This window comes from Spirosoma rhododendri (genome assembly GCF_012849055.1).
Taxonomy (GTDB): domain Bacteria; phylum Bacteroidota; class Bacteroidia; order Cytophagales; family Spirosomataceae; genus Spirosoma; species Spirosoma rhododendri.
The window spans coordinates 3,253,010-3,265,859 of the sequence record NZ_CP051677.1 but is presented as its reverse complement, the minus strand read 5'-3'; the positions used below and the strand labels follow the sequence as shown (position 1 = coordinate 3,265,859).

Annotated in this window: 8 protein-coding genes and 1 pseudogene; 3 read left to right on the top strand and 6 right to left on the bottom strand. The window is 55.4% G+C overall.

The features are described 5' to 3' along the window. Nucleotides 1–13 precede the first annotated feature (13 nt). On the top strand, nt 14–469 hold the full coding sequence (locus HH216_RS13425; RefSeq protein ID WP_169551266.1) for a hypothetical protein: 456 nt from the start codon (nt 14–16) through the stop codon (nt 467–469). A gap of 229 nt (nt 470–698) precedes the next feature. After that, a complete protein-coding gene (locus HH216_RS13420) occupies nt 699–1,625 on the top strand; it encodes a sensor histidine kinase (RefSeq protein WP_169551265.1) in 927 nt (308 codons plus the stop codon). A gap of 283 nt (nt 1,626–1,908) precedes the next feature. Here the strand turns inward: HH216_RS13420 and HH216_RS13415 are convergent, their stop codons facing one another. The 4 genes and pseudogenes from HH216_RS13415 to HH216_RS13400 all read right to left on the bottom strand — a co-directional run bounded on the left by HH216_RS13415 (nt 1,909) and on the right by HH216_RS13400 (nt 8,337). Beyond that, the gene (locus tag HH216_RS13415) at nt 1,909–5,769 is read right to left on the bottom strand and encodes a PVC-type heme-binding CxxCH protein (RefSeq protein ID WP_169551264.1); all 3,861 of its coding nucleotides are present in this window, start codon (nt 5,767–5,769) and stop codon (nt 1,909–1,911) included. Between the two features lie 29 nt (nt 5,770–5,798). Next, nucleotides 5,799–6,215, bottom strand: a complete 417-nt coding sequence (locus HH216_RS13410) for a GNAT family N-acetyltransferase (RefSeq protein WP_169551263.1) — start codon at nt 6,213–6,215, stop codon at nt 5,799–5,801. 74 nt (nt 6,216–6,289) lie between these two features. Next, a pseudogene (locus tag HH216_RS13405) lies at nt 6,290–7,398 on the bottom strand (Gfo/Idh/MocA family protein). 66 nt (nt 7,399–7,464) lie between these two features. Then, nucleotides 7,465–8,337, bottom strand: coding sequence for a sugar phosphate isomerase/epimerase family protein (locus HH216_RS13400; RefSeq protein WP_169551262.1), 873 nt, complete (start codon nt 8,335–8,337; stop codon nt 7,465–7,467). Nucleotides 8,338–8,472: 135 nt separating this feature from the next. Between HH216_RS13400 and HH216_RS13395 the strand changes: the two genes are divergently transcribed. Continuing rightward, on the top strand, nt 8,473–9,360 hold the full coding sequence (locus HH216_RS13395; protein ID WP_169551261.1) for an AraC family transcriptional regulator: 888 nt from the start codon (nt 8,473–8,475) through the stop codon (nt 9,358–9,360). Between the two features lie 121 nt (nt 9,361–9,481). Here the strand turns inward: HH216_RS13395 and HH216_RS13390 are convergent, their stop codons facing one another. Together HH216_RS13390 and HH216_RS13385 are read right to left on the bottom strand one after the other, a co-directional pair. Continuing rightward, nucleotides 9,482–10,360 (bottom strand): alpha/beta fold hydrolase, encoded by an 879-nt coding sequence (locus HH216_RS13390; RefSeq protein ID WP_169551260.1) that lies wholly within the window; start codon nt 10,358–10,360, stop codon nt 9,482–9,484. Between the two features lie 160 nt (nt 10,361–10,520). Continuing rightward, on the bottom strand, nt 10,521–12,797 hold the full coding sequence (locus HH216_RS13385) for a putative Ig domain-containing protein (RefSeq protein ID WP_169551259.1): 2,277 nt from the start codon (nt 12,795–12,797) through the stop codon (nt 10,521–10,523). Between the last annotated feature and the right edge of the window lie 53 nt (nt 12,798–12,850).

The following is a 12,850-nucleotide window of genomic DNA, read 5'->3' as shown; positions in this document are numbered from 1 at the left end:
TTTCTGCCATATTATGACAACTCCAAAGAGCAAGGCCAAGCACAAATCGCTGACAGGCGACATCATCAGTTCGATCGAAGGTAAGCTGGGTGAAGCGGGCGCAGCAACAAAAAAAATGAAAAAGTCGATTGAGAAATCGGCAGAAAAGCTGGCCAAGAAGCTGACCAAGCTGATGGACAAGGCTGAGAAGAAAACCACCAAGCCCGAAAAAGCCACCAAATCGGTAGCCAAGAAAGCAAAGAAAGAGTCGAAGAAAGCCATCAAGAATGCCCAGAAAGCCGACAAGAACGCGCAGCGGGCAATCAACAAAAAGACTACGGCTGCTGAGTCGGCGGTGAAAGCCGAAGTCGCCCCCGTAACCAAAGCCCCTGCCCGCCCAGCCGCCAAGGCGGCCCCCCGCCCCTCGCGGGCCAAGAAGCCGGTCGCAGAGCCAGCCGCTGCTGCTGACGAAACCACACAAACGGCATAACTATTGGTAGCGGGCGGCCGATTCGGAACCGTTTAGTCAATAAGCAGACCAATAGCCGCCCAGCACGTGATACTGATGAGTGAAAAATCCCGCCATACGCGGGATTTTTTGTTTACTTTTTTTTCTTTTCATAAATTCCTTATTCATATTTACACGCCTAATAAACTGCTATTTATCTCCCGCCACAGCCATTACATGTCTCTTTGTCGTAACTTAACTTCTAAGCGATATGCCGCATCGCTCTACTTTACAACTTCTATTGGTCATTGCTCTTTGTCTGGCAATTCTTACGGTTGGCCTGCTTTATGGTAACTGGCCCGGCCTTGACCAGTTTAGTCTGACCAGCCAGCCCGCCATTCGCTGGCTGGTGATGGTCGTACTGGCGTTGTTTTCGCAAACCCTGTTCGGCTATGCGTTCTGGCAGCTCATGACGCAGAAGCAACAGTCGACGGTTAAGACTGAATCATTGAACGCCATCGTTCACGAATTTCAGACACCAATCACGGCGATTCGCATGGCGATCGATATTCTCGACTCGCCAATTGCCCGCGATCAGCCCGAACGGGCGGAAAAGTATTTTCGGATTATTCGGGAAGAAAACGAGCGGCTGCAAAAGCAGGTCGAGATGATCCTAACGCTGGCCCGCGCTGATAACAACACCCTGGCGCTAAATCAGGAGCCAATCTCGCTCAACGATCTGCTCAACTCAATTGCCGAACGGCATGGCGACTACCTACAGCTAAACCTGGGGCCGAATAACCATCACCTGATGGCCGATCGGATGCACCTGACCAATATTCTGCACAATCTGCTCGACAATGCTGTCAAATACAGCGCAGACACGCCCGAAGTAACGATTCAGACCAACTCGTCGATCGATGGCTTCGTGATTTCGGTGCGGGATCGGGGGGTCGGTATCTCACCAACCGTTATTCCCCACATTTTCCAGCCGTTCTACCGTGTTCAGGATCATAACAGCCCGAGTGTGAAAGGTTTCGGATTGGGACTCAGTTACGTGCAGCGCATCGTTCAGGCTCACAAGTGGGACATCTGGGTGAAAAGTGAAGTGGGTAAGGGCAGTGAATTTACCATTCAGATTCCCCCCGACTCGCTGATAAACCCACACATGAACAGCGTCGCCCGGCAAATGGCGTGACTGAGTTTTTGAATGATTGAATTATTGAATGAGCCGTGAGTAGGCGACATTGGTCACGAACGGGTCTTAAATTCAATCGACTTCTATCAGGCAATCACAAAGACATTTTTCGTCTTAACTACGTAAGAAGGGGTTTATAGCAATGGCAAAAAATGCCGGTTGCTATAAACCCCTTCTTACGTTATAAAATCCAGCTTATTAACTGCCTGCCAACGAAAAAGTGATTGAATAAGCTAACTGATTACGTCAACTCATTCAATCACTCGATCATTCACTAATTCTATTACTTACTAACCGTCGCCGTCTTGGCAGTGACTACCCGCATTACGCCGTTCATCAGGCGCCAGTGGCCGGGGAAGGTGCAGACGAACGGATAGTCGCCGGGGGTGTTCGGAACGGTGAATTTCAACCGGACGGTCTGATCGGGGTTGACGAGCGCGGTAGCCGCTACGACCTGCGGAATCGACGGCACGTAGTTCCGTTCGGCCCCGTCTTTCGCCGTAATCAGCTTGTCGGCCGCGTTGCCGATGATGTCCATCGACTTAGGCTTACCGATGACCAGGTTGTGCTGCATGGCGTCGGGGTTTTCCAGCACGATTTCGACCTGCTTACCCGCCGTAACCGTAAACTCTTTCCGGTCGAAGCGCATCGCTTCGCGCACCGTTTTCAGTCGAACGATCTCCACATTCGGGTCGGTGGGCTGCTCACCGACCAGTCCCCACGCTTCGTAGAGCCGCTGTAGCCTTGATTGATTGTCGGGCGATGCTGCACTGTTCAGACTCGCCAGAAACGTGCGATCGTCGGGGCGAATCGTTACTTTCTTCTTCGGGTTCCAGCCTTCGCTAATTCCCTTGACGATGGCCTGCCCCTGCTCGGCACCCATCTGCTGACTCTGCCGAAGCAGGGCCACGACGGAATCGACGGGCGCGACCGATGCGTAGCTGCGGCTGGCGCGTTCGAGTACGTAGGCGCTCATGCTCTGCGGAGCGCGGTATGTCAGCTTGTACGACTTGTTGTTGTTCTGCTCGTTACCCTCCGCAATCTTGTTTTCGCGATCGAGCATGACGGTCACGGTATAGTCGCCGGGGCGGTCGAAGTTAACGGCGAAATCCGTAGACCAGGGGCCGTTGTTGCCTTTGCTGATCGTAACCGTTTCACCCGCTTTGATACCCGTTGTGTGCGCCACGCTAACGAAGTCGATTTTTGATTTGTCAGTTGCGTTGGTTGGTCCTTCGAAACGAACCGACATCGGAATGGGTGTACCGGCCGGAATATCGACACCGCCCGCGTTAGTCACCTCGACAACGACCTGTGTCCGTTCGCGCACGGCAGGGCTTTGGGGCGTTGACCGGATGGCAGCGATGAGCAGATCGGGTTTGTCGACGGACGTCACAGCAACGGATTTGGCCGGAGCCGACGCGGGTGCCGCTGGGCCTGCAACGCCTACGTTCGGGCCGTGTACGTCGTGCTGATGCGCGCTCATATCGTGGGCGGGAGCGGCTTTGGGCGCGGCCATACCGACCTGCTTCAGATACGCTTTCATCAGACGCCCATCCTGACCCGCCAGCGCACTGGCGAATGCTTCGGGCATCCAGCGGTCATTCACATCGGTCGACTTGTCGAGACGGGCCAGAATTGCCTGCTGTACGGCGGGCGACTGGGGCACTTCCGACAGTTTCAACAGCGTATTCATCGCAACCAGCGGTTCGGCGTCTGCCATCAGATTGGCGTTGAGCAATGCCGTTGCCGTTTCGGGTGTTTTGGGCAGCACCTGAATAGCCGCCTTGCGAACATAAGCGACCGGGTGTTTCAGGGCCTGCATGGCCGCCGTCAGTGCCTCCGGGTTCGAGCCATCGAGCGCGCCCAGCCCATTCAACGTCCACAGCGCGTGAATAGCCGCCGGGTTGTTGCCAATCTCGTCCATCGACTGATCGTTGACCAGCGCGGTCAACTGGGGTACAACGTCCTTGTTTTTCCGATCGACAAGCAGCCGCTGAGCGGTCATACGCCAGAACATGTTGTTGTTTTTCAGCGCAGCGACCAGTTCAGCGGGTCGATCTTTGCTCAGCACCATCGGCGTATAAGCTGGGGCCTTGCTGTAGCCGACGCGGTAGATACGACCATGCGTAAAATCGCGCAGCGGTGTTTCGTAGGCGTTACCCGACCCGTTTTTCGCACCCTGTGGCGTGGGGTTATGCTGAATGATGTAGCTGTACCAGTCGACTACCCAAACGGCTCCGTCGGGGCCGGTTTCAGCAAAGACGGGGGCAAACCACTCGTCGGCACCGGCCATCAGGTTGAAACTACCCGCACCGGTTTCGGCGTCCTCAAAGTCGGTACCCTGCTTCTGCATCACGTTCTGGTGTACGATGTGGCCCGTCGGCTCCGACACAAACGCAACCTTATTCCAGTAGTTTTTCGGGAAGGCACGGGCCGTGTAAAAGTTATGGCCCGCTGCCGCCGTAAACCCACCAAACACGTCGACCTGCCGCACTTTTTCGGTAATCGGCTTCATGTCTTTGTGGGTATCGGTGCTACGGCTACCGTTTTCGCGCAGGTGCGTACCGCCGTGGAAATACTGGTTCGGAATAGCCATGTACCAGCCGTGCGAGTTGTTGGCGGTGCTGCCGAAGATGTCGCCCGTTTCGGTGAAACCCAGCCCCCAGGTGTTGTTTGAGGTCGAAGTCATGTACTCCAGTTTCGAGCCGTCGGGCTTGAAACGGAAGAAGCCCTGCCCAAACTGAAGCGAGTCTTTGCTGTCGCCAACGAGTCCCTTGAAACCAGCGTACCCAACGCTACCCCAGATCCAGTTGTCGAAACCGTAGTGCAGGTTGCTGGGGCCGGCGTGGGTGTCGAACGTGCCGAAGCCCGTAAACAGCACCTTTTTCACGTCGGCTTTATCGTCGCCGTTGGTGTCCTGCAAAAACAGCATGTGCGGAGCCTGAGACACGTACAGACCGCCATTGGCGAAGGCCATACCCGTCGGGATGCTCAGCCCCTCGGCGAAGTTGGTGAACTTATCGGCCTTGCCATCTTTGTCGGTGTCCTCGCAGATTACGATCAGGTCAGAGCCGCCTTCGGGCTTGCGTTCGTTGGGGTAGTCTTTCGTAATCAGTGCGTAAAGCCGACCCCGCTCGTCCCAGGTCATCGCAATGGGGTGCATCACGTTGGGTTCGTGGGCGAACAGATCGAGCGTAAAATCAGCTGGCACCTGAATATGCTTCATCGACTCCTCCGGCGACAGCGGGTTCTGCTCCATCTGCGGACCGGGGCGGTTTTCGTAGTTAGGCAGTTGCGGAGCCGCGCGGTAGGTGAACGCCTGCGGCTTCAGATCGTCGTGCAGTTTCTTGACATCATCGCCCACGGCCCACAAAATACCCCGCTCCAGCAACTGCTGAAAACCGGGCTGTAGCCACGTCCGTTCGTCGTGGCCGTAGGCGGTGTAAAACATCCGGCCTTTGCCATACGTCCGCGTCCAGGTGTAGGGCTCTTCTTTGGCGTCGGGTCGACCCGCATCGGCCAGGTCTTTAGCCTGATCGGCTTTTACGTCCCGAACGGCCAGCACGTTGTTGTCGGGTTGCAGATGCGAGTGCAGATACGTTTCGTCGTAGGCTTTGAACGACGGCAAACCGGCCACGATTGGGCTGTTTGGCTGGGTAAAGCGCGTCTGAATAGTGTCCATCCGGTGCCGCCAGAACTGCCCACCGACTACTTTATCGACATATTCCGGTGAGTTACGGAAGCAGTACGACGCGCAGTGAACCGGAATAATTCCGTGCCCGGCCGCGACGTAATCGAGCATCGCTTTCTCCTGCGGCTTCGGAATGCTGTCCCAGTTGGCGTAGATCAGCAGACCGTCGTACTTGTTCAGGTTTTCGGGGTTCAGATCCTCCAGTTTATCGGTGTAGGTGAAATTGATACCCTTATTGCCCAGCGCGGCCATAATCTCCGGCACGCGTTCGATGGGCCGGTGGTGCCCGTTGTCGCCAAGAAACAGAATTTCTGTCCGGCGGGGCTTATTCGCAGCAACCCGCGACGTTCCCTGTCGATCCGTTGTTTTCTGTGAATTCGTCTGCCGGGCACACTGCGTTAGCAGCGCCAGTCCAGCCAGAGCAAGAACCAGTTTAGTTGAGTTAATTATCATTTCATGTAAGGTTCATATTGGTAATAGCACTAGCTAAGCTGCCACCGATACCGGCATTTTTGCCGTTCGCCGTCGAGGTACATATCGAGATCCTCGGGCAGGTCGATGATCTCAATCAGTTTGGCACCGATGCGTTCGCAGGTACGACGTGAGGGCCAGTTGTCGGGGTCACAGGTAATCCAAAGTTCGCCAAAACCGCGTTGTAACGCTATCGTTTTCAACAACATACAAGCCTGGGCCGCGTAATGATGCCCGCGAAAGGCTTCTTCCACCCGGTAGCCGATATGCCCGGCATACAACCGGATATCGTCCGTATCGCTCAACCGCAACCGAATTGTCCCGACGGTCTGTCCCGATGCCTTTTCTACGATGTCGTAGTGTTCAGCGAGTACACGCCCCGTCGCCGGGTCGGCAGGGGTTATCCGTTCGAGTAGTAGTTCGATCATTAGGTTTAAGGTTTGATGTTTAATGTCTAAGGTTATTGGCAACGTTAAACATTGAACATCAAACCTTAAACTAATCAATCAAAATCCGGCAGTTTCATGATTTCGCCACCGCGCAGGGCCGACTCGTGCGCCAGAATGCCGACGCTTGTCCAGTTGGCCGACTGAGCCGCGTTGGGGAACGGGTCCCGGTCTTCCACAATGGCCGACACGAATTCGTGTACCATGTGCGGGTGCGACCCACCATGCCCCCACCCTGCGTAAACGACAGGTGCTGAGTTTCATCGGCATCGTACACGCCTTTGGTCGTGAACCGCTGAATTTCTTCCGGCAGATAGTGCGCGAAATCAGGCACGGTCACTTTTTCGGGAATCTCGGGTTCGGGCTTTTTGGCCGTGTGAATCACTGGCTGCTCATCTTCGATCAGTTGCCACTCGAACGACTTTTTATCGCCGTACACCTCGAAACTCTCGCGGTACTGCCGCGCTACGTCGAACAGCGACCGGTACACGTAGGCCGACAAATCGCTGTCCTTGAACTTGATATGCGCCGACTCGACGGCAAACGGCGAGTTATGAATCTTGGCCAGCTCCTCGCGAATCGTTCCCGAACCGAAGCACGACACGTAATCAGCCTGGAGTTTGAGCAAACCCGCCACCGGCCCGACGCAGTGCGTGGCATAGTGCATCGGCGGCAAACCCGGCCAGTAATCGGGCCAGCCGTCCATGTCCTGCTGATGGCTGGCTTTCAGGAACTGTACTTTACCCAGCTCACCTGTTTCGTACAACTCCTTGACGTACAGAAACTCGCGGCTGTAGACCACCGTTTCCATCATCATATACTTCTTGCCGCTCTCCTTGCAAGCCTGCACAATGGCCTGACAGTCTTCGACCGACGTAGCCATCGGCACCGTACAGGCTACGTGCTTACCCGCCCGCAGGGCTTTCAGCGTCTGCTCGGCGTGGTTGGGAATGGGCGAGTTGATGTGCACCGCATCGACGTTGGGATCAGCCAGCAATTCGTCGTAGCTGGAGTAGCGCACCTCGATACCATACGCATCGCCGATCTTGTTTAGATTTTCGACGTTGCGCTGGCAAATAGCGTACATGGTAACCTGCGGGTGACGCTGGTAGATTGGGATAAACTCGGCCCCAAATCCAAGACCGACAATGGCGACGTTTAACATAATGAGTGAATTAGCGAATGATAGAATGAGTGAATGTCATGAGTTGATGATGTACAGATCAGTCATTCAATCATTCAACAATTCACTCATTCGCAATTGAATAAATTCCAGTCCATCAGCAGCCAGTTGCTCTGGCGACTCGAACATGGGGCGGAAGATGTGGGCGGCTGCGGCAAAATCGGGGGGATTTATGCCGAAGGCTTCAATGGCAATAGGGCCACTGTAGTCGATGTCCTGCAAGGCGGCAAACACTTCCTCAAAGTCGATATGGCCTTGCCCCGGCGTCGATCGGTCGTTCTCCGAAATCTGAACGTGTACCAGATACGGCCCGACTTTCCGGATAGCTTCTCCGATTTTTTTCTCTTCCAGATTCGCGTGAAACGTGTCGAACGCAATCCGGCAATTGGGATGGTTTACGGCTTCGACGTAACGTACGACCTCTTCCGCGCAGGTGAGCAGGTAAATCTCGAACCGGTTCAGGTATTCGATGCCCAGCATAACGCCCTTCGTCTCTGCATATTCAGCTACTTCGCGCATCGCCGTCACCGACCAGTTCCACTCCTGCTCCGTGGCGGGCTTGCCTGTAAAGACGCAGAACCCGGCATAAAGCGGTCCCATCAGAATCGTCGACCCGGCTGCGGCTGAACAGTCAATCATGGCTTTCAGGTGGCTGACGCCTGCTTCCCGTTGCGCACTGTCGGCACTGATCAGGCTGCGGTCGGGGGGCAGGATGGCGCAGGTCTGCACGTCGAGCCCAATCGCCGACGCCTGCTGCCCGATCCGCTCCCATTTGGTGAGCACGTCGGCGGTGGCTTCCACCTCGCCGATGGGCATTTCGACAAAGTCGAAACCTGTTTTTTGCAGGAATGTCAGCGTTTCATCCATACCCTCATGCATGGCCGCTGTCCATGTAAACAGGTTCATTCCAAGTTTAGTCATAGTCAGTCTCTGAATAAGTAAACAAAAGTAATTCAACAATAAATAGGGAGCAGGGACTTTTTTGGCAAATAATGACTATATATTTGCACAAAAAGACTACCTAAGCTGGCCACAGCAGCAAGAAAAGCCAATAGTATGCGTCAACCCCTGCGTAAAGAGCTCGAACCCGTAGCCGCTTCCTTTTTGGTGAAGGAACTCGTCGAGCCGCATTTCGACCCAAACTGGCATTTCCACCCGCATTACCAGCTTTTCCTGGTAAAAGAAGGTACGGGCACCCGCTTTATCGGCGACTCGATCAGCACGTTTGCGCCAGGCGATCTGGTTTTTCTGGGGCCTAACCTGCCCCACCTCTGGCGCAGCGATCAACCGTATTTTGACCGTCAGTCGACCCTGCGGACACAGGGCATTGTTGTGTACTTCCCGGAAGATTTTCTGGGCCCTGCCTTTTTCGAGAAGCAGGAAATGAGTGCGATCCGGCAGTTGCTGGCCAATGCCCGGCACGGCCTGACCTGGTCGAACGGGACGCACGACCGGGCGGTATCGGTGCTGACCCGACTGGTTAGCCAGCCGGTTGGATTCGGACGGCTGATGGGCCTGCTCAATCTGCTCAATGAACTGGCTGAAAGCACGGAGTACCAGCTTCTGGCCAGTTCGACCTACGTAAACAGCCTGCGCCCTGAAGACACCGACCGGAACATATATCACCGTATGCAGGTTGTACATGATTACGTGCTGAACCACTTCCCGGAGGAGCTGAGTCTGGAAACGGTGGCCGATCTGGCCGGCATGACGGCCCCCGCCTTTTGCCGGTATTTTAAAGCGCGGGCCAACAAAACGTTTTCTGAGTTTGTATCGGAGGTACGGATCGGCCACGCCTGTAAACTACTGATGAACACACCGTTAAGCATCACCCAAGTTAGTTTTGAGAGCGGCTATCGTACATTATCGAATTTCAACCGGCAATTCAAAGACATCACGGGCCTGACGCCGTCTGGCTACGTCAAAACGTACCGGCAGTTGTAGAAACGACAAAACCCCGGCCTGTTGGACCGGGGTTTTGTCGTTTCTGGTTTAAGGTTTGTGGTTCAATGTTTAAGGTTGATCGTCTGCAACTTTAAACATTGAACCACAAACCTTAAACCAACTAGTACAGTGTCGTAGTGCCGATTGGCTCCTTCACACTTACGCCTTCCTGAATGAAGTTCAGCAGGTCTTCGGTAACGCGGTCTTTTTCCGTCACTACCAGGCCGTGCGGTGCGCCGTCGTACACGAGATACTGGGCGTTTGGCAGAGCGGCTGCTGTGCGCTCACCCGACGCTTCGATGGGGACAACTTTATCGTTGTCGCCGTGAATGATCAGGGCTGGTACGTGAATCTGCGCCAGATCGTCGCGGAAATCCGTTTCGGCAAATGCGGTTACGCAATCAACCGTAGCTTTCTGCGAAGCCGCATACGCACGGGCAAAGTCGCCGTCGAGGTGCGCCTGACTAACTGGCTTGTCGAGGAAACCTATGCCGTAGAACTGCTTGCCGAAGGTTTGCAGGAAGTCGGCGCGGTCTTTCACGAGGTTGTCCTTCATATCATCGAACACGTCGCCATCGACGCCGTCCGGGTTGTCGTCGGTTTTGAGCAGGTATGGTGTGATCGCACTCATGAATACCACTTTCGATACCCGTGCGCCACCGTGACGGCCCATGTACCGGGCTACTTCGCCACCACCCATCGACATACCAACCAGCGTTACATTTTGCAGGTCCAGCGTATCGAGCAGTACTTTGAGGTCATCGGCAAACGTGTCGTAGTTGTAGCCATCCCAGGGCTGCGACGACTTACCGAAACCACGGCGGTCGTAAGCAATCACCCGCAGGTTGTGTTTTGGCAATTCGGCCAGCTGATAATCCCACAGTTGGCTGCTCAGTGGCCAGCCGTGAATTAGCACAACGGGGCTACCCGTTCCCAGATCCTGATAGAAAAGTTCTATGTCTTCGCCTGCGGCATCAGTGCCTACTTTGATGAAACTCATAATCGTTGATTAGTTGTGTGTTGTGAGAAATAAGTCTTTTGTAACAACCGGATTGGCCCTGAAAGGTTGGGCTATGTCAACGAATTTTGAGTATGTGGTATAAAAAAAACAGCGACTCCGGACGTAGCCGAAATCGCTGTTTTTAACCCCTTGGTACGGATTAGTTTTTCAGTACCCGAACCGTTTTCGTCTGGTCCTGCGTGCTGGCCTTCAGCAGATAAACGCCAATCTGCCGACCAAGCGTAAGTTTTTGCCGTTCGATAGCCGCAGCCTGTTTCACGCTGACACGACCTACCGCCTGCCCACGCTCATCGACCAGTTGCAGGTCAAGTACCTGCCCCTGCGCACCCCGGATTTCGACCTCGATAGTTTCGCCCACGCTTGGGTTGGCCAACACCGCAACGTCCAGCATTTCACGGGCTTCCGATGCACCCATCCGGCCGTTCGTGTTGCAGGCTGCCAGCCAGTTGTACGCATACGTCGAGACCCTGCCGGCCTGTTCGGCCCGCAGCGAAACAGTCGGGTTGTCGGTATACAGGTTCAGCGAGTAAGGCCCGGCATTGGTCGTCGGCATCGACTCATTCACTACCTGGAATGTAATCGGTGCGCTGGAAGCTCCGGTGTATTGCGGGGTAAACGTTATCCGACGCAGCGACGGCGACAGCACCTCACAGGCCGAGGTGTTTACGCTCGTGATGGAGAAGGGTACTGGTGCCGTTTCCAGGATCGCGATGGGCAATGTTCCCGTTGCCGTCAGGCCACCCGGGTCGCGGGCCGTGAGCTGAACCGTGTACTGGCCAGCGGTCGTTGGTGTACCCCGAATGACCCGCGTCGACGCTGTGAACGTCAGGCCTGCTGGCAAACTGGTAGCCGTGTAGGTAAGGCCTGCCTGTCCATCGGGGTCGGTAAAGGTCGTCGCTGGCAGGGTGTAGCTAAAGGGTACGCCAATCACACCCAACTGGGCCGTGGTGCCATTGAACACCGGCGGACGGTTGGCCACCGGCAGATTACCACAGGCAGCCCGGAAGTTCCAGACGAAATAGGTCGACCGCGTTGCCTGATCCTGAATAGGCAGTACGTACTGATTTCCGTCATAAACGTAGGTGTACTGCACACCCAGCTGACCGTTGTCGGTTACGCCGTTCATAAACAACGGAGGCAGTGCTGGCGTAAAGGTACCATTTGGGTAGCCTACCACGAAATCAACGCTGAACTGACCCGCCGAGATGGTGTTACAGGTAAAGCTGGTGATCGTCAGCGACGCCGGATCAGCCGGTGCTGTCGTAGTGTTGCTGATAACAATCGCTACCGTACCAACCGTAGTAGCACCCGATGGGTCGGTAGCCGTTAGTGTCGCATTGGTCGAACCCACCTGTTGTGGCGTACCTCGGATAACACGCGTTGGCACGTCGAACGTCAAACCAGCGGGCAGATTCGTCATAGCAAACGTCATCGGTTGCCCTTCGGGGTCGGTGAAGGCCGTAGCGGGTACGGCGTAGCGGAATGCCGTGTTAATCGTACCGGTTAGCGTCGGTACACCGTTGAATACCGGCGGCTGATTGGTTGTCGCAACGGCATTACAGGCGGCCAGCCAGTTGTAGCTGTACGAAGCCGTACCTGTTGCACCAGCCTGATCGGCCCGTAGCGTGATAACCGGGTTGTCGGTGTACAATCGCAGCGAGTACGGACCCGCATCGGTCGTGGCGGCTTTCTCGTTGAGGACCGAGAAGGTAATCGCCTGCCCGTTCGAGCCGCTGTACTGTGGGTTGAACGTCAGTTGCCGCTCGCCAGCCGACGTGCTGACGCAGCTCAGCGTGTTAATCCCAGTAATGACCAGCGTACTGCCACCCAGCGACTGAAGGGCCTTGTCGGCCTGAATAAATCCGTAACCCGTGCCGAAATCGAAACCCGTATCGAAGCCCGCCGTTGCCGGATCGTCCATATCGAGCGCGGTCTGCTGCATGGTAGCCAACACCTGCGACTGTGACAGTTTGTTGCCCGTGCGTTCCTGCATCAGCGCTGCGACAGCAGCCGCATGCGGAGCAGCCGCCGACGTACCGAAGAAGTTGGGAAATCCGTCGCCTTCGTAATCGCTCCCGAAAAAGGTGTTGTTCCCGCCGTCGACCGAGGTGATCTCGGGCTTTTGCCGCGTAATACCCGTCGTCCCGTTAATGCGCTGTCCCGCAGCGTCGAAGTAGACGGGAACACCACCCGCCGACGAGAATGTCTCGATCGTTGCCGTTGTCAGTCGGCTATTATAGGCTGGCGTGTTGTAATAAGGAGAAGCACCTACGCAAATAGCCCGTGAGGCATTGCTATGCCCAAAAGAAGCACCTGTCTGAGTGGCATATTCAACGATACTGGTCCGGCTCCCGAAGTTAACCCAGCGCAACACGCCCGCATCTGGCCCGGCGTATTTTACAATAACGACGTTCACTTCCAGCGGAGCACCGGTCGTGTTGGAGTACGTACCCGTTACTTCAGCCGCGT